14 protein-coding genes are annotated in these 16,677 nt (G+C 66.5%); 5 read left to right on the top strand and 9 right to left on the bottom strand.

Features of this window, described 5'->3' with window-relative positions; all coding sequences use genetic code 11:
* The coding region (locus ABD53_RS12670; protein WP_160309693.1) for an undecaprenyl-diphosphate phosphatase at nucleotides 1-468 on the bottom strand (468 nt) is incomplete at its 3' end.
* 255 nt (nucleotides 469-723) lie between these two features.
* Here ABD53_RS12670 and ABD53_RS12665 point away from each other — a divergent pair.
* Nucleotides 724-2,094, top strand: coding sequence for a glycerate kinase type-2 family protein (locus ABD53_RS12665; protein ID WP_047866166.1), 1,371 nt, complete (start codon nucleotides 724-726; stop codon nucleotides 2,092-2,094).
* A 137-nt stretch (nucleotides 2,095-2,231) separates the two neighbouring features.
* Nucleotides 2,232-3,113 carry a universal stress protein gene (locus tag ABD53_RS12660; RefSeq protein WP_047866165.1) on the top strand — a complete coding sequence of 294 codons (882 nt, stop codon included), beginning with the start codon at nucleotides 2,232-2,234 and terminating at the stop codon, nucleotides 3,111-3,113.
* Nucleotides 3,114-3,274: 161 nt separating this feature from the next.
* Here the strand turns inward: ABD53_RS12660 and ABD53_RS12655 are convergent, their stop codons facing one another.
* The 4 genes from ABD53_RS12655 to ABD53_RS12640 all read right to left on the bottom strand — a co-directional run bounded on the left by ABD53_RS12655 (nucleotide 3,275) and on the right by ABD53_RS12640 (nucleotide 7,998).
* Complete coding sequence (locus ABD53_RS12655; RefSeq protein WP_200900381.1) at nucleotides 3,275-4,921, bottom strand: BCCT family transporter; 1,647 nt, start codon at nucleotides 4,919-4,921, stop codon at nucleotides 3,275-3,277.
* 225 nt (nucleotides 4,922-5,146) lie between these two features.
* Nucleotides 5,147-6,322: a glycosyltransferase gene (locus ABD53_RS12650; RefSeq protein ID WP_053058044.1), complete on the bottom strand. Its 1,176-nt coding sequence runs from the start codon at nucleotides 6,320-6,322 to the stop codon at nucleotides 5,147-5,149.
* Nucleotides 6,323-6,516: 194 nt separating this feature from the next.
* On the bottom strand, nucleotides 6,517-6,891 hold the full coding sequence (locus ABD53_RS16125; protein WP_053058043.1) for a Rieske (2Fe-2S) protein: 375 nt from the start codon (nucleotides 6,889-6,891) through the stop codon (nucleotides 6,517-6,519).
* 9 nt (nucleotides 6,892-6,900) lie between these two features.
* Nucleotides 6,901-7,998, bottom strand: a complete 1,098-nt coding sequence (locus ABD53_RS12640; RefSeq protein ID WP_047866164.1) for an amidohydrolase family protein — start codon at nucleotides 7,996-7,998, stop codon at nucleotides 6,901-6,903.
* Between the two features lie 176 nt (nucleotides 7,999-8,174).
* Between ABD53_RS12640 and ABD53_RS12635 the strand changes: the two genes are divergently transcribed.
* Entirely contained in the window at nucleotides 8,175-8,948 is a 774-nt protein-coding gene (locus ABD53_RS12635; protein ID WP_047866163.1) for an IclR family transcriptional regulator, read from the top strand.
* Nucleotides 8,949-9,466: 518 nt separating this feature from the next.
* On the opposite strand, the gene ABD53_RS12630 is transcribed toward ABD53_RS12635, so the two are convergent.
* Entirely contained in the window at nucleotides 9,467-10,108 is a 642-nt protein-coding gene (locus tag ABD53_RS12630) for a redox-sensing transcriptional repressor Rex (RefSeq protein WP_047866162.1), read from the bottom strand.
* Between the two features lie 479 nt (nucleotides 10,109-10,587).
* Here ABD53_RS12630 and ABD53_RS12625 point away from each other — a divergent pair, with 479 nt between their 5' ends.
* On the top strand, nucleotides 10,588-11,532 hold the full coding sequence (locus tag ABD53_RS12625; RefSeq protein WP_152670771.1) for a GNAT family N-acetyltransferase: 945 nt from the start codon (nucleotides 10,588-10,590) through the stop codon (nucleotides 11,530-11,532).
* A gap of 98 nt (nucleotides 11,533-11,630) precedes the next feature.
* Entirely contained in the window at nucleotides 11,631-12,860 is a 1,230-nt protein-coding gene (locus ABD53_RS12620) for a Gmad2 immunoglobulin-like domain-containing protein (RefSeq protein WP_160309692.1), read from the top strand.
* Nucleotides 12,861-12,866: 6 nt separating this feature from the next.
* On the opposite strand, the gene ABD53_RS12615 is transcribed toward ABD53_RS12620, so the two are convergent.
* From ABD53_RS12615 to queG, 3 genes are read right to left on the bottom strand one after another with little or no spacing between them, the layout of a single operon-like run.
* Complete coding sequence (locus tag ABD53_RS12615; protein ID WP_047866159.1) at nucleotides 12,867-14,498, bottom strand: M2 family metallopeptidase; 1,632 nt, start codon at nucleotides 14,496-14,498, stop codon at nucleotides 12,867-12,869.
* A 7-nt stretch (nucleotides 14,499-14,505) separates the two neighbouring features.
* Nucleotides 14,506-15,369, bottom strand: coding sequence for a DnaJ domain-containing protein (locus ABD53_RS17535; RefSeq protein ID WP_047866158.1), 864 nt, complete (start codon nucleotides 15,367-15,369; stop codon nucleotides 14,506-14,508).
* 7 nt (nucleotides 15,370-15,376) lie between these two features.
* Nucleotides 15,377-16,612 carry a tRNA epoxyqueuosine(34) reductase QueG gene (gene queG / locus ABD53_RS12605; protein ID WP_053058042.1) on the bottom strand — a complete coding sequence of 412 codons (1,236 nt, stop codon included), beginning with the start codon at nucleotides 16,610-16,612 and terminating at the stop codon, nucleotides 15,377-15,379.
* Nucleotides 16,613-16,677 lie beyond the last annotated feature (65 nt).

Raw genomic sequence — 16,677 nt, 5'->3', positions numbered from 1 at the left:
GCCCGACGCCGCCCGCCCGAAGGTCAGCGAGTCAGCCTTCCCGCGCCGGCCGCCAAGCCCTTCGGCGGCCAGGAACAGCGCGCCGGAGAAGACGAACCCGCCCACCACCACCCACGGCGAGCGCAGCGTATCCTCGAAGAAGCTCTTGAAAAAAAAGCCCGCCGCCCCCGCGGGCAGGGTCGCCAGGATGAGCAGGTACGCCAGACGCTGGCCGGGGTCGGAGAGGTCCGGCCCCGAAAACGAGCGTCCCAGCGCCCGGATCATGCCCCATATCTCCCTCCGGTAGAAGAGCGTGACCGCCATCAGGGTGCCGAGGTGCAGCGCCATGTCGAAGGCGAGCCCGAATCTCTGCTGGTCCATGCCGAAGAAGTACTGGCCCAGCAACAGGTGTGCGGAGCTCGATATCGGCAGAAACTCGGTGACGCCCTGGATCAGGCCCAGCAGCAGCGCCTCGATAATGTCCCGCATGTTGCCTTGCCCTTCCAGCGGAGAACGACCATACGATCAATCCGCAACTCTACCGCAATCCGGGGCGGTCCAGGATGCTCCGGGAGCACGGGTACGTCCGGTCCCGGGGCGGGCTCGACTATACTGTATCCGGACAGACGGTAGAAGAGAGCCGTGCCGCGTACCGGGAGACCGCCAGCGGCGATGATCAGTCCCCGTGCCGGTGGACCCGGGGACTGGTGTGACGATCTAGAGCTTGCAGAGCGGAGGAGTAGATTGAACGGAGATACCGAGAGCGGGCCGCACCGTCGCGACCACCTGGAAAGCATCCTCACGGCCGGTCTGGAGGCGTCAGACCCCGGGGCCGCGGTCGGACGCTTCCTGTCGGTCGAGGGCGACAGGGTCAACGTATCCACCGCGGAGAGCACGAAGGATGGGCGTGATAGCTTTGAGGTCGGGCGCGTCTTCGTGCTGGCCGCCGGTAAGGCCGCCGGCCCGATGGCCGGGGCCGCCGTCGGTATGCTCGGCGGCCGTGTAGCCGGCGGCCTGGTCGTTACCAAGGACGGCCACGAGGTGCCGGATGAGGCTCGGGAGGCCGGGCTAGAGGTGCTCTACGCCTCCCACCCCGAGCCCGACGAGCGCGGGCTGGAGGCCGCGAGCCGGGCCTCCGAGATGGCCGAGTCTCTGGAGGAAGGGGACCTTCTGCTCTGCCTGATAAGCGGCGGGGCCTCGGCGCTCCTGGCCGACCCGGATCCCTCCGTGGGGCTAGAGGATCTCGGGAACCTGACCGGCACGCTGCTGCGCAGCGGGACCTCCATAAACGAGATCAACATCGTCAGGAAGCACGTCTCCGCCCTGAAAGGCGGCGGGCTCGCCCGGCTCGCCGCCCCGGCGGGCGTGGCCTCCCTGCTGCTCTCCGACGTGGTCGGCGACGCCCCGTCATCCATAGCCAGCGGCCCCACCGTCCCGGACCCGACTACCCTGGAAGACGCTCGCGCCGTGCTCGAACGCTACGGCATAGAGCCCCCGCAGAGTATTGCCCGCCTGCTGGACGCCGGCCCGGAGACCCCGAAAGAGGGCGATGAGGTCTTCGAGCGGGTGACGAACGTGGTCTGCGGCGGCGGCAGGCTCTCGGTCGAGGCCGCCTCGGAGAAGGCTGAAGAGCTAGGCTACGCGCCGCTCATGCTCTCCACCTCCATGACCGGCGACGCCCGGGGCATCGCCACCGCTTACGCGGCCATGATCCGGGAGTCCCTGCAGAGCGGGAGCCCGGCCGCCCCGCCCTGCGCCCTCGTCTCCGGGGGCGAGGCGACGGTCGTGGTCCGCGAGCTCCCGCAGGGACAGGAGACGGGGGAGGGTGGCCCGAACCAGGAGTTCGTGTTGGCCCTCGCCTGTGAGCTCGAAGGGGTGGCGGGCTGGACCATGCTCGCCGCCGACACCGACGGCAACGACGGCTCGACAGAGGTCGCCGGTGGTCTCGTGGACGGGGGGACCGCCCGGCGTGCCCGCGAAGCCGGGGTGGACCCCGTGGAGGCGCTCTCGCGCAACGACTCCTACCGGGCGCTGGAGGCATCCGGGGACCTGCTGGTAACCGGCCCGACCGGCACCAACGTCAACGACCTCCGGGTCGTGCTGGTAACCGGGTAGCGGACAACCGGTCAATGGCGACCCGGTCGCCGGACCGGGCGGGTACTCTAAGGTAATCTACGGGTACTGTATAAAAGGAGGGAAGGAGGCGGAGTTTATCTCCAGGCCTCCAGGTACAGAGGGGAGGACAACGATAAATGAGCGGGATACCGAAAAAGATACTCCTCGCCACGGACGGCTCGGGGGACGCCGCCCTGGCCCGGCGGGCGACCGTGGACATAGCCTCTCTGACAGGGGCCGAGGTACACGTGACACACTCCTGGCACATCCCGCCCACGGCTTTCCCCACCGTGCCCCAGGAAGGCCTCTACGAGCAGCGGGCGCGGCGGCTCCTAGATAAAGAGACGCACCACATAGAAGCATCCGGGGTCGGTGTAGAGGGTCACCTGGAGCGGGGACGTCCGGTGGAAGGGGTCCTGAAGCTCTCGAAGCAGGAGGGGGTGGACCTCATCACCCTCGGCGGCCACGGAGAAGGCAAGATAGAGCGGGCGCTACTGGGTAGCGTGGCCGAAGGGGTCGCCCTCTACTCCCCCTGTCCGGTGCTGATCGGCCGCGGCGGGAAGGAAGCGTGGCCCCCCGCGCGGGTAATAATCGGGGATGACGGGTCCGACGCCGCCAGGGAAGCGGGGGAGTTCGTCGCGAGGATGGGGGTGTTCTTCGACATCAGGGTCCTCATGGTACAGGCTTACCCCCAGCCCCCCGGGATAAGCGAGGAGGAGAGGGCCTCCTACGCCTGGCAGGTTGAAGATGAGCTGCGCGTGGCCGAGGGTATCCTGGAAGATCGCGCAAAAGAGCTGCAGGGACTGTTACAGGAGAGGGTGCGGACGCGGGTCGTGGTCGGTAATCCCGCGGAGGTCATACTACGCGCCGCCGCCGAGCAAGGCGGGGTGACGAGAACCCTGATAGCCCTGGGAACCCGCGGCCTCGGAAAAGAGTCCGTGCGCATGGGCAGCGTGGCCAAAAAGGTCCTGCAAGCCTCCAGGGGACCGGTGCTGGTGCACCCCGGTCCGGCGGGTTAGAGACCGCTCGTACGCCGCAACCGCATAACCCTCCTCCAGAGTACGTCTGGAGTCTGGAGATAAAGCTCCGGTCGGGCCTCAACCCTACCCGGCCGGAGCGTCGTCAATAATTACAGAGCTCGCAGAAGTCATAGAGCTTGTAGAGAGCAGTCCGGCGACTCCTACCTGTCGCCGGATCTCTCCACCGGCGAGGTCTCTGAACCGCTTTCTTCCACCTCACGCTCCCCGTGAGCCCCGTTACCATTCTCGGCGGCCGTAGGGGAGCCGCTGGTTCTCTGTGACGAGCCGCCGCGGACAGGCCCGGAGCTTTTCTCTTTGGCCTCCCTGGAGAGCATCATGTACAGGGAGACGCCCATGAGGACCATGACCAGCGAGAACGGGGCGGCGGCCACTATGGTTGCCGTCTGCAGGGCGGAGAGGCCCCCGACGAGCAGCAGCACGGCGGCGAAGGAGGCTATGATAACCCCCCAGGTAACCTTTACCACTATGTTCGGCTCCATCGCGCCGTCGGTGGACATGCTGCCCAGTACGAACGTCGCGGAGTCGCCCGAGGTAACGAAGAAGATGCTCACCAGCACCAGCGCCACCACGGAGATGATCGTCCCCAGCGGCAGGGAGTTCAGGGTTACGAACAGGGATTCGGGCAGGTTGTTTGCGGCGATGCCGGAGATGTCGGCCTCCCCCGAACGGGTAAGGTTCATCGCCGTCCCGCCGTAGATGCTGAACCACCCGAAGCTCGCCAGGGTCGGCACCACGACCACCCCGACGATAAAGTCCCGGATCGTCCTCCCGCGCGAGATGCGGGCGATGAAGGTCCCTACGAACGGGGCCCAGGAGACCCACCACGCCCAGTAGAAGAGCGTCCAGCTCTGCTCCCAGCTGGTGGCCTCGAAGTTGCTGGCGCGGAGGGTCATAGGTATGAAACCCGTCACGTAGCTGACTATGCCGCCGCCGAACGTGCCCAGCAGGTAGAGCGTCGGCCCCGCGAAGAACACGAACAACGTGAGGAGACCCGCCAGGGACATGTTGATCCAGCTCAGATACCGGATGCCCCGGGAGAGCCCGGTCACGGCGGAGATCAGGAACGCCACCGTCAGCACCAGTATGATGGTGAGCTGAACCGGATAGTTCAGCGGCGTGCCAAACACGGAGCTCAAACCACCGCCGAGCTGCTGGGCGCCCAGGCCCAGCGCCGTCGCCACGCCGAAGAGGACCGCGAAGATCGCCAGGATATCTATGGCCTTGCCTATGGGCCCGTTCACCCGGTCTCCTATGAGAGGGTAGAAGGCCGCGCTTATCATGCCGTTGTTGTTCCGGCGGAACTTGAAGTACGCTATCGTAAGGGCCAGCACGGCGTAGACTCCCCAGGCCCCAAGCCCCCAGTTGAAGAAGGTGTACTGCATGCTGAGGTTCGCGGCCTCCGCCGTGCCGGGCTCCTGTAGCCCGTAAGGGGTGGTGCCCAGGTGGGAAGCGGGCTCGGCCACGCCCCAGAAAAGGAAGCTAAGGCCTATGCCCGCGCTAAAGAGCATGGTGAACCAGCTCAAACGGTTGAACTCGGGGCGCTCGTCGTCGCCGCCCAGCCTGACGCGGCCGTGGCGGCTCACGCCCAGGAATACCAAAAACGCCAGAAATGCGGTAATGATCACCGTGTACGCCCAACCGAAGTTGGTGACTAGAAAACTGAGGGCCGCGGAGAAGACGCCGGAAAGGTTCTCCGTGAACAGCACCCCCCAGATCACGAATAGTATGGAGATCGCCACCGAGATGTAGAATACGGGCCCGATCTGGGCCGAGGCTCTTCGTAGCACGCTAATTCCCTTCCCTGGCTAGCTACCCGTAGGGCTAGACGCCTGGATTTCCCAACTCTTTAGCATATTCGATGCTCTACCCGTTTTAGCCGTGGACTACACTCGCATAGAGTAGCATGTAAAGCGCCCCGCCCGATAAATTAATTTTTCCCGCGAGGATGCCGGAGACGAAAAGGCTAACGGCCCCGGGGAGGGCCGTCCACTGCTCGGGAGGTAGTGGCCGGGTTATCCCTGGTTGTCTCGATCCCTCCGCGCTTCGCGCAGGAGATCCAACGAGTAGAAGGTTTCCCGCCACACGAGCCCGCCGCGCCGCTCGGCTTGCAGGGTGGACCGGAGCAGGATTCCGCAGACCATTAGCGCGGCCACCGGGTAGGAGGGGGCGAGCCGCCCCGCCTCGCGCCCGAGGTAGGCGTTCGCGAGCACGAAAGAGCCCAGGTTACACAGCGCGGCTCCCAGGTACAGCGCCCGCACCGGACCGCTGCGCGAGAGCGAGCCCGGGAAGGGCCCCGCCAGCAGTGCCGAGACGGCGCCGACGTAGCCCGCCGCCTTCAGGGGGGAGAAGCCCACCCCGGCGTAGACGGTGTTCTCGGTCCCGCGTAGAAAGCTCCCCAGGCTCTCGTGCCAGCGGACGCGGGCGAGGCTCTGGGCCAGGAGCATCCGCCCTCGTAGCCCGGCCTCTTCCACGGCCTTCCCGAGCGCCAGGTCGTCCACGACCTCCAGCCGCAGGCGCTCGTGGGTGCCGATCTTCTCGTAGGCTCCGCGCCGGATCAGGTTGAAGGCCCCGATCCCGACGCCGACGCCGGAGCCCTCTATATTTGCCCGGTACAGCCCGACGTGTACGAGGCCCATCATCCAGGAGAAGGCGGTCACGCTCCGCAGCCAGTAGCCGTCCAGATCCAGCCGCGGCACCAGGGTGAGGTGGTCCAGCCCCTCCCGCTCCGCGTGCTCTACGGCCCTGCGGAACGTGCTCGCCTCGAACACCACGTCGGCGTCGCAGAAAAGGAGCCACTCGCCCCCCGCCTCCGCCGCCCCCAGGCCCGCCGCGTGATTCTTACCCAGCCAGCCCTCCGGCAGCTCCGATACGCGCAGGGTGCGTAGCCGGGCGTTCTCCCGCTCCATGCGGGCCCCGATCTCCGGGGTCGCGTCGTCCGAGCGGTCGTCTACCAGCAACGTCTCTAGCCTGCCGGGATAGACCTGATTCACCACCGAGCCGAGCGCTTCCTCCAGATGCCGCTCCTCGTTGCGTGCCGGTACGACGACGGAGAGACTCGGTAGGCGAGCGCCCATGGCCTCCGCCTTCTCTCCGGTCTCACGCTCCAGAGACCCGACGAGACGCCAGGCCCGCAGCGCCCTGAACAGGGACGCCACGCCCGCACAGAACGAGAGCAAGGCCAGCGCCATAGAGACCGCCTCCCTCCACCGGCTCCCGGAGAGGCTCTTACCCGCTCTATTCGTTCTGTTTGTGCTATTCATTCTGTTCGCCGCCCGATACACCAGGGGAGACTAGCAGCGGCACCGCTACCGGGCGGCGTTAGCTTTCACGACGCGTGCGACCTTACATCCTGCACGCGCCTGAACCGATTCTTACGGGTAGATTACAGGTAGACGGCGATCTCACCGTCCTCCGCCCTGGCCTCGTAGGTCTTGACCCGCAGGCGGGGGGAGACGTTCGGCGACAGGCCGGTGTCCACATCGAACTCGAAGTTGTGCCGCGGGCAGATGGCGACGTGCCGCTCCCCGTCCCGGCGCAGGCTCCCCGGCTCCTCCGAGGTCCACATCCTCTCCACCGAGCCGAGCCCCATGCTCGCGCCCTGATGGGGACACACGTCGGACATCGCCCGGTAGCCGCCGTCATCCAGGCGCATCACGGCGAGCCTGCGGCGCCCGAGGGTGAAGGGTTTGATCTCACCCGGCGCAAGCTCGCCTTCCCGGCAGACCACATGTCTGGTGCCGGTTTTCGTCTCGGTCATTCGTACCTCCTAAAGCCCGTAGAATTCGCGGGCGTTGTCGTAGAGGATCTTGCGCCGCAGCTCCTTCGGGAAGCTTTTGGGGAACACCCTGTCGGGATCGTCGAAGTCCCAGTGCGGATAGTCGGTGGAGAACACCAGAAAGTCCTCCGAGCCTATGAGCTCGAACATCTTGTACAGGTCGTCCGGATTCTCGGGGTACTCCATCGGCTGGGTCGTGGCCCGCACGTTGTCCCGGATGTACTCGCTCGGCAGCCGCTTTACCCACGGCACCTCGCGCCGCACGCTGCGGTGGTTGTAGTCGAACCGCCACATGAGCGACGGCACCCAGGTCCAGCCGCCCTCGACGAGCACCACCCCGAGCTCGGGAAACTTGTCGAACACGCCGTGGGAGATGAGCCCGACGAGCTGTGACTGCCAGCTCTGGGCCAGCGCGGTGTGCCACTCTATGTAATACGGCGGCTGGCCCGTGGCGGTCCCGGAGGTGTTGCCCTGATGGAACGCCACCACGAGCCCGTTGCGGACCGCCGCCTCGTACACCGGATGGTAGAACTCCCGGCCTAAGACGTCGTGGGCGATGGTCGGCAGCATTACCTGCACCACCCTCTCGTGCGCCCCGACGCGGTCTATCTCCCGCGCGGCTGCCCGTGGGTCCTGGGCCGCAACGCACACCGAGCCCAGCAGCCGCTCGTCGCGGTCCAGCCAGTTCTCGATCATCCAGTCGTTGTACGCGGCGGCCAGTGCGGTGGCGAACTCGGGCTGGGTCTGCATCTCAGTGGGGTAGAAGCCGCCGGCGAGGATTGCGCGCTCTATGTTGTAGGAGTCCAGAAGCTGCTCACGCATTAGCCCGAAGTCCGATCCCGCCGGCCTACCGTCCGGCGTAGTCGCCTCGGCCCTGGCGACGCCGGCGATCTGAGGATACGCGTACGGGAAGCTCGGCGGCCCGCCCCCGCCGTCCGCGATGTCCACCCGGCCCCGCCACGGCTCCTCCAGATACGGTGCGAGATCCCGCAGCGAGCCGAACATCTCGTGCACGTCCACGTCTATGATCGGCTGCTTTGCCGCCCGCGTCCCCGCCACACTATCTACGCCGGTACCCTGCTCCAACATCGCCCCTCCTGCTACTAGCTTGCTCTACGCTTTAACTTCTGGAGTGTGTTGCTTTATGCGCAACGGTAGCTTTATGTAGAACATACTCTAACAGGAGTAGATGGCTGGATAAAGTCTCCGGGACTCTTGGAGTTCCCTCTGGCGTGCCGCGGGTATCTGATGGGTAGACTGTGGGCATGGGAGCAACCGGTAACAACAGCGGGGCCGTGCAGTCCGTGGACCGGGCGCTCAGGATAATGAAGCTGCTGTCGGTCAGGGGCCGTCTCGGGGTGACCGAGGTTGCCGGGGAGCTCGGCGTCCACAAGTCCAACGCGCACCGGATGCTGGCGACGCTGGCGGGGCACGGGATGGTCGAGCAGGACCCGGAGACCGAGAAGTACCGGCTCGGGCTCGGGGTGGTCGGGCTCGCGAGCGCGGTAACCGCCGACATAGACGTGGTGCGGGACTCCCGGGCGGCGAGCCAGGGCCTGAGCCGGGAGACGGGCGAGACGGTGCTGCTCACGACCCTGGTGGACGGGGAGCTCGTGATCCTGCACCAGGCCTCCTCCCGCTCCTCCGTGTTCGGGGTGGACTGGTCCGGCTGGCGCATGCCGCTGCACTGCACGCCCGGCGGAAAGGTGATGCTGGCCCACTTGCCGGAGTTCGAGCGGAACACGCTGCTCGCCGGCCCGCTGGAGCGTTTCACCGCCAACACCATCGTGGACCCCGAGGAGCTCCGGGCGCAGCTCGTGGAGGTACGGGCCAGAGGCTACGCCTACACGGTCGAGGAGCTAGAGACCGGGCTCAACGGCGTCGCCGCTCCCGTGCGCCGTCCCGGGGGTCAGACCGCCGCCGCCATCGGCGTCTACGGCCCGGCGTTCCGGCTTCCGGCAGATTCACTAAACGAGCTCGGCGAGACCACCCGCCGGGCGGCGGGTGAGATCTCCCAGCGGCTCGGCTACCATGGCTAGTGCAAGCGGCCGAGCCGGCTCCACCCGGCCTAGTATGTGCCTTTCGCAGATATTTGCAAAAAGTTTCTAAAAATCTTGTGCCGAGACCTTTACAAAGTGTAACGAGCGGGTTAGTATTCTGTTTGTCGGTTGGTGCGAATCTAATCGGCACAATTAAAGAGCCTGGGGCGTTACTCCTCCTTTCCCTTTCCCCACCTATCACCCCTAGGTTACGCCCTGGGCTCTTCCCCTTTTTTCTTCCTTCTGGCTGAGTTTTACGGATCAATAAAGCGGATAAAGCGAGTCGGCAGGGCGCTCTTGATGCTCGTGCCCTGATGGCCGCGGTGCCTCCTCCCGATTACGGCTTTCGCCATCTCTGTAGAGCACGCCGAGGCACTATCCCGGCCCGGAACGTGCCTCGAAGCCGGTCTCGGGGCCTCTGAAATGTAACTGGTTGTAACAGGGTTGTGGCGTAAAGGAGGGCCCCCGGTAAGCCGGGGGCCCGTGATGCGCGGGGGCGTGACGCTATCGCGGAGGGGTTAGGAGGCGGCTTCTCCGCCGACCTGGGTGAGGTAGTAGAGGGTGTGCATGAGCTGGGCGGTCGGGTCTATGCGGTGGACATCCACCTGCGGCGGCACGTGCAGCAGGACGTCGGTGTAGTTGAGGATCACCTGTATTCCGGCGTCCACCATCCGCTCGGCGACCTCCTGGGCCGAGGCCGAAGGGGTGGCGATGATGCCGATGATCTCGTCCGCCTCCTCGACGCTCTTGTTGAGCTCGTCCACGTGCTTGACGACGATGTTACCGACCATGCGTCCGGCCTTGTCGGTGTCGTTGTCGAACACGTCGTGGATCACGAACCCGCGCTTGGGCAGGATAGCGCTGGAGGCGATGGCGCTGCCGAGGTTACCCGCGCCGACGAGGGCGATGTTGTAGGTCTGACGCAGGCCGAGTATGGCCCGGACGGACTCGACCAGGTCATACGCCTGATACCCGACGCCCCGAGTCCCCGAGAAGCCGATTGCGTTGAGATCCCGCCTGACCTGTACCGGGTTGATGCCCGTGTAGTCTCCGAGCTCCTTGCTGGAGACCGCGTCCCGGCCCTCCTCTATTAGCTGCTGTGTGGTCCTCAAATACTTGGTGAGCCGGTTCGTAAGGCCGGGTTGTAGCGTAGACCTCATCTCGTTTCAAACTCCTTTTGTTAGTCAAAATAGCCGAACGTGACAATATTGTAACAAAAAAGAGCACTCTCGCAATAAAGGTGCTCTTAGAGGACAGCTAATCGAATAGCAAGCCGAATTACACCGGATGGAGGGACTTTGCCGGCTGATGGCCCGAAGCCTTGAGGTGCTGTAACATTGGCGGCGTGCTTGCCGATATTACAGAGAGCGCCGGGGATATGTTGGGGCGGCCAATGCAGTACTCCCCATCGCGACCGTTCCCGCCCCGGCCGGGAGTCTAGGCCGGGGCGTCCGGGAAGCCCGTCCCTGCGGGCTGAGGATCTCTGGACACGAGGGCCACGGGCCCTTTTCGAGGAAGTTTCGAGGAAGTTTCTGGGGGAGGCTTGCACATCTCTGACATACCTAACATCTTTAACATCTCCGTTGCCGGAGAAGGACATTTAGAACATCCAGAACGTTCGGCCCGTTCTGGCCGGCCCGTGGAGGTGGGGGACGGGGTCGCCGTGCGCCGGATGGACGAGGTTGACCTCCGGCGCATCCTGGACCTCAGGAGCGTGGTGCGCTGGTCCGCGGACCCGGACGCCTTCGGGCTTCTGCGCGGCATGCGGGACGCCCGGTGGGCGGTCGCGGAGGCCGGAGAGGAGAGCATAGTCGGCATGGTGGGGGCGGTGCCGCTCGGGGAGCTCGGAATTCTGTGCCACCTGGCGGTTCACGACGCGTACCGGCGGGCCGGTATCGGGGAGCGGCTCGCCCGGTGGGCGATAACTTACTTGCGCTCACGGGGGGCCGGGCTGATACGGCTGGATTCGACGAGCGAGGCGGAGAGACTGTACCGGGGCTTGGGCTTTTCGGGTGGTGTCCGCCGCACGGTGTACCGGCTGGGAGAGGTTACGGGGAGCGGGGGGGAGACCGGGGCCGGCGGGTACAGGGTCCACCCCCTGACCATAGAGGACCTGCCGGAGGTGTACGGGCTTGACCACTGGTCCTTCGGCGGCGACCGCTCGGGTATCATACTCGCCGCGATCCGGCTCCACCCCGGACGCGGGCTGCTCCTCCGGGACGGGTCGGGCAGGATCAAGGGCTACCTGGTGCAGAGCGTCTCGGAGGGCGTGACGAGGCTGGGGCCGTTTCTGGCCGAGAGCGAAGAGGCGGGCCGGGCCCTGCTGTCGGCGGCGCTCGGGGCCGTCCACGAGGCCGGCGGCGGCCCCGTCGAGATCATATCCACGGCATCCTCCGTACACTCCGTACACTCCGTACACTCCGTACACTCCGTACACTCCGTACACTCCGGCTCGCCGGAGCACGCTCTGCTCTCCGGTTTCGGGTTCGAGGGGTCGCCGGATCGGCTCAGGATGGAGCTCGGCTCCCGACCCGAAGCCCGGGGGCTCATCCAGTACGGCACCACGCCCTACCTGGCGACCTAGCGCCCGGTGGCGGCTCTTTGGTGGAGGATCCTCAATGGAGGCCCTCCGTCGCGCCGGTCCCGTGCGGCGGATGCTCCGATGTGCTTATAATGCACGCTATGCTTCATCGCGGCGGAGACGGCGGCAGAGTAACGCGAGGGTCTGGAAAGACAGGGGAGACGCCCTCGGCTCTAGCCCCGCGCTCCCCGCTCGTCCTAGCGGCCACGATACTTCTTCTCGGACTCCTGCTCGCGCTCGCCACGGGCTGCGGCTCGACGCGGGGCGACTCCGCACAGACCAGAGACCAGAGCGGCGCGGGCTCCTCTGCAGGCGAGTCCGGACAACAGGAGACCGTACAGGGCACCACCTCAGAGGGCTCGGAACAGGAGGCGGAGTCGACCGTCGGTACCGTGGCCTCGGAGCCTGCCGAGGCCACCGGGGATGCTGCCGCCACGCCTTCCTCACCATCCTCCTCCGAGGCCGCTGCGGGAGAGGCGACCACCGGCTCTTATGAGGCTCCCGGCGTCTCCGCCACCGAAAGCACCGGAGAGGCGTCTACCGCCCCGGCCCGGACCCGGGACGGTCAGGCTGCGTCTGGCGACGGACCCCAGGCCATAGCCAATCCCGGTGAGTTCGTCGCGAGTCCGGAGGACAGCGGAGGCGGCGGCTACATGGCCGACGGTATCCTCGGCGTGCGCTTCGGCGATCACGAAGGCTACGAGAGAGTCGTGGTGGATCTTGGCTCCGGCGGGGAGCCCACCAGCGGAGTCCCGAACTGGAGGCTCTCCAGCCCCACCGGAGACGGGCGGCTGAAGATAACCTTCCCTTCCGTGCAGAGCACCGCCGTCTCCGACGGCTCGCTGGAGGATTCCGGCGCCGAGCTACTAAAGAGCTTCTACGTCGTGCGCGGCCCCGAGGGCGGCATGTTCGTGGACTTCTTCGCCGAGCGGGCCTTCTACTACCGGGTAATAGAGTTGGCCGATCCCTCCCGCATAGCGATAGACTTCAAGCCCGCTGGGTCCGACCTCGACATCCCCCTGCCGGTGCGGGAAGGCAACACGGTGCTCACCCAGCCGCGGCCCGGCACCGGTGTCACCAGCCCCATGACCGTCAGCGGCTACTCGCGCAACCCGGAAGCCTCCAACACCATCGTGCTCCAGGGACCGGACGGCAATACGCTTACCCGGCAGACCGTGCTCTCCAACGACTGGACTGCGACCTGGGGCTACTTCGAGACCAGCCTGGATTTCCAGCCCTTCGCCGGAGAGGGCCTGTTGAAGGTCGGCACCCAGAGCGCCCGCGACGGCAGCTTCAAGGGTGTGGAGCTACCGGTGGAGAGCGCCCGGTAGGAGGCGTTAGGTGAGCGGCTTGAGCGACTCCACGAAATGGGCCGGGTTCAGGGGCTCTCCCGTGGCGCGCAGCACGGTATCGTGCCAGTTTTCGCGGGCCCCGGGTCCGAAGATGGACTCCTGCAGGTAGCGTCCGGCGACCGGGTTCTCGTAGAAGGGACCGTGGGTTATGTTCGTCTCCAGGTAGCCCCTGAGCTGGGCGGCGGTTAGCTGGCCGAGGACGTAGTTGTGATAGTAAACCGGGGCGACGGCGACGTGGATCTTGGCCGCCCAGTCCGGCCTGTCCCTGCCGGGCGGGCGCCGCACTAGCTGTAGGCGCTCGACGAGATCCCACCACACCTCGTTCAAATCGTCGCGGTCCGGGTCTGCGTAGAGCGCCTGTTCGAAGTGGTACATCACCAGCGTCCAGCGGATGAACACTAGGCCGCTCGCCCGCCACCGGGCGGCGAGGCGTTCCCGGTCTATCTTCTCTTCCGGTACCCCGGCGACACTTCGTAGCCAGCCGGAGTCCTCGACGAGCCCGCCCATCATCAGGGCGATGGCCTCGGTGGTCGAGGTGTGGGCCACGGTGCGTAGCAGGTACGGCAGCTTCGGGTTCACGTGCCGGTCGTAGACGGCGTGGCCGAACTCGTGCAGCATCGTGTCGGCCCAGTAGGAGTCGGGCTTTTCGGGCCGGAGGTTGGCGAGCACCCGCACGTCGTAGGGATACTCCCTGCCGACGGAGAGGCAGAAGGCGTGCTGGCTCTTGCCCGCGCGCTCGTACAGGTCGCTGTTCGCCATCACGCCCCGGACGTCCAGGCCCAGGGCGTCGTAGGTGCGGCGGGTAAGCCTCTCAAGATCGCCGCCCGCGAAGTAGCCGTCGGCATCCAGGTCGTAGCCTTCTATGCCCTCGGGCATCTCCTGGAAGAACGGGTCCGAGAGGTGCCAGGGCATTACCTCCGTCGCCCCGAAGCGGCGCTCCAGGCTCCCGTCTATCTCCCTCTTCAGCTCGCGGAACGGCTCGTCGGTGGCAGACTGGAGGCCGGACATGATCTCCTCAAGCTCCTCCGGCTGTATCTCCTGTAGATGCAGCGAGCGGAGGTAGTGGTTCTCGTAACCGGCCTCGCGGGCGAGGCGGTTGCGCAGGCGGGCAAGCTCGCGCACCGTACCCTCGACCTCCTCGCCCACGGTCTTCGAAGCCTCCCACGCCTCGCGGCGCAGCCTCTCGTCGCCGGAGGTACGCAGAATATGGCGCACCTCGTTTTCGCCGACCTCCTCGCCGCCGACGAGGCCCCGGTGGTTGCCGTACACGGCGTTCGCCTCCGCCTCCAGCTCCTCTACCTTTTCGAGCGTCGCCGGATCGCCCTGTCCGGCGGCGAACATCCGGTACAGCACCTCTAGCTGGCGGGCGAGCAGCGGCTCGTCGAGCTCTTTCAGATCCCCGCGTTCCGCGTGCCACCCCGCGACCTGCTCGAACTCCTCCGGGTCGGCGAAGAGCCGGTTGTACTCGACCCCGGCCCGGACCAGCTCTTCTTGAGCCTTACCGGACCCCTCGGTCGAGAGCCGCCACCAGGCTTCGGCGACGGCCTTTTCGAGCGGGGCGGCGCGCTCCTCGAAGCGGGAGATGAAGCTCTTTATCTCGACGGTATCTGGTGGCAAACCGGAGCTAGCGCCGGGCGCTGGCGTTGCGGCGGTTGCCAAGGTAGATCAGGACCAGCAAGAAGATCAGGCCCAGTATGCTGGCCTGCAGGAAGCCCTGGAGCACCGGCCCTCCACCGGCAGAAGGGGCGGACTGGCTGATGATGATCGCGGCTATGAACACGAGTCCGAGCCCGGCGTAGCCCGCGAGCCGGTAGGCGTAGAAGGCGGCCGCGATTCCTACGGCGGTGTACAGGATGAACATGAAGGGCTGTATGCCGGTCATCCACGACAGGAAGCCGGGTGTGCCGTAGCCTCCGGCCCACAGCCCGAGCTGCCCGGCCACGAGAAATCCGAGGAACGCGACAACAAAGCTCTTGCCCGCGGTCTGCGGCGTTAGCGGCTCCGGCTCGAACTCGTGGGGCTCGTACCACTTGGCCTCCGGTCTGCTGTAGCGGCTGCTCGCGTTACCGTTTCTCCCGTTACGGCCGCCGGCGTCCCGGCTATCCCGCCGCTCCTGGCGCTCTTGACGTTCGTCCCGGGCGTTCTGGAAACGCTCCTTGAGGCGCTCTCCGAAGCCCGGGCCGGACTCGTCGCGCTGGCGGCGCTTCTGGGAGACCTCGTCTTCGAGCTTGTCCCAGTCGAGACCTTCGAGGCCGGAGAGCTGGTCCTCGGCGTGGGCGAGATCCAGGGCCTCGTCGTGCTGGCGGCGCTGGTTCGGATCGGAGAGGACGGCGTGGGCCTCCTGCAGCCGGGCGAACTCCTCCTGACTGCCGCCGGGCCTGTCGGGGTGACGCTCCTTGGCGAGCCTGCGGTAGGCGTCCCGGATCTCATCCCGGCCCGCCGCGCGATTCACCCCGAGTACCTTATAGTAGTCGATCTGCCTCGCCATCTCGACCCTATTCTATCCTACCGTCCCGGCCGGTGGCATCCTCCGCCGCTCCTCCGGGCTTCTCCTCTGCCTCCCCTAGCTCCTCCAGCGCGAGCCGCACCTCTTCCAGCACCCACCCGTCTTCCTCTTTCATCACGGACTCCTCCAGGGCGGCGGCGGCTTCGGCGCCCCCGATACGTCCCAGGGCCCAGGCCGCGTGGCCGCGCACGAGTGGCGAGCCGTCTTCCCGCAGGCAGCCCGCCAGCGCCGGCACGTAGCCCGCATCCCGCTGGTTACCGGCGGATACGCAGCAGTTGCGCAGCATCCCGGCGCGGCCCGGCCGGGTGAGCGGGGTGCCGGAGAACCGCCGCTCGAACTCGGTGTCGTCCCGGATCGCGAGCGTCCCCGGAATGTCCAGGTACGGACCCGCGCCGGCCTCCGCCGAGAACTCGGGCCACCGGCTGCGGGCGGCCTTTGTCTTGTTGTACGGGCAGACCTCCTGGCAGATGTCGCAGCCAAACGCCCAGTCCCCGACCTTCGGGCGTAGATCGCGTGGGATCTCGCCGGCATTTTCGATGGTCAGGTACGAGATACACAGCCGGGCGTCCACCACGCCGGGGGCTTTTATCGCGCCCGTGGGGCACGCGCTCATACAGCGGGTACAGCGTCCGCAGGTCCCTTCCCCCTGTTCGTCAACCGGTAGATCCAGATCCACGAGCAGATCCGCTATGAAGAAGTAGGATCCCGCTTTCTGGCTTATGAGACACGCGTTGCGCCCGAAAAACCCGAGCCCGGCGTTCTGGGCCGCGCTCCGCTCTAGCAGCGGGACCGCGTCCGTGAATCCCCGGGCCTTTATCCTCACGCCGAGACGCTCCTCGAGCTCCGAGCGCAGCTCGAAGAGCCGGCCCTTTATGACCTCGTGGTAGTCCCGGCCCCAGGCGTACCGCGCCACCCGGCCGCCGCCGGCGCTCTCCGGATGATCCCCTGGGTAGTAAGAGACCCCGAGCGAGACCACGCTGCGCGCGCTCTTCTGCAACGCCCGCGGGTCCGAGAGCCGCTCCGGCGGCCGCTGCATGTAGCCCATGTCCGCCGACATCCCGGCCTCCTGCCACTGCCGCAGCCGCTCGCCGCCCCGCACCAACGGCTCCGCCCGCGCCACCCCGACGAGATCGAACCCCCGCTCCCGCGCAAGCTCTTCGAGAACCCGCCGGGCCTCGGCGCCCTCCGTGTGCCCCTTGTGCTCCGTATCCCGCGCCTCAGTCATATCCCGGATTGTATCCTGGCGCGCCCGGAGAAAAACGGCCCGCACCGTGGCCCCGGAGATACATG

This window comes from Rubrobacter aplysinae, assembly GCF_001029505.1.
Lineage (GTDB): Bacteria > Actinomycetota > Rubrobacteria > Rubrobacterales > Rubrobacteraceae > Rubrobacter_A > Rubrobacter_A aplysinae.
The sequence above is the reverse complement of the archived record's forward strand: the minus strand, read 5'-3'. Positions and strand labels throughout refer to the sequence as shown.

Bases quoted from the DNA above. Each gene is read 5' to 3' on its own strand.
- ABD53_RS12635 (WP_047866163.1), top strand. From the start codon at position 8,175: ATGGGAGCAACCGGTAACAACAGCGGGGCCGTGCAGTCCGTGGACCGG.
- ABD53_RS12630 (WP_047866162.1), bottom strand. From the start codon at position 10,108: ATGAGGTCTACGCTACAACCCGGCCTTACGAACCGGCTCACCAAGTAT.
- ABD53_RS12640 (WP_047866164.1), bottom strand. From the start codon at position 7,998: ATGTTGGAGCAGGGTACCGGCGTAGATAGTGTGGCGGGGACGCGGGCG.
- ABD53_RS17535 (WP_047866158.1), bottom strand. From the start codon at position 15,369: ATGGCGAGGCAGATCGACTACTATAAGGTACTCGGGGTGAATCGCGCG.
- ABD53_RS12620 (WP_160309692.1), top strand. From the start codon at position 11,631: ATGCTTCATCGCGGCGGAGACGGCGGCAGAGTAACGCGAGGGTCTGGA.
- ABD53_RS12650 (WP_053058044.1), bottom strand. From the start codon at position 6,322: ATGGCGCTGGCCTTGCTCTCGTTCTGTGCGGGCGTGGCGTCCCTGTTC.
- ABD53_RS12660 (WP_047866165.1), top strand. From the start codon at position 2,232: ATGAGCGGGATACCGAAAAAGATACTCCTCGCCACGGACGGCTCGGGG.
- ABD53_RS16125 (WP_053058043.1), bottom strand. From the start codon at position 6,891: ATGACCGAGACGAAAACCGGCACCAGACATGTGGTCTGCCGGGAAGGC.
- queG (WP_053058042.1), bottom strand. From the start codon at position 16,612: ATGACTGAGGCGCGGGATACGGAGCACAAGGGGCACACGGAGGGCGCC.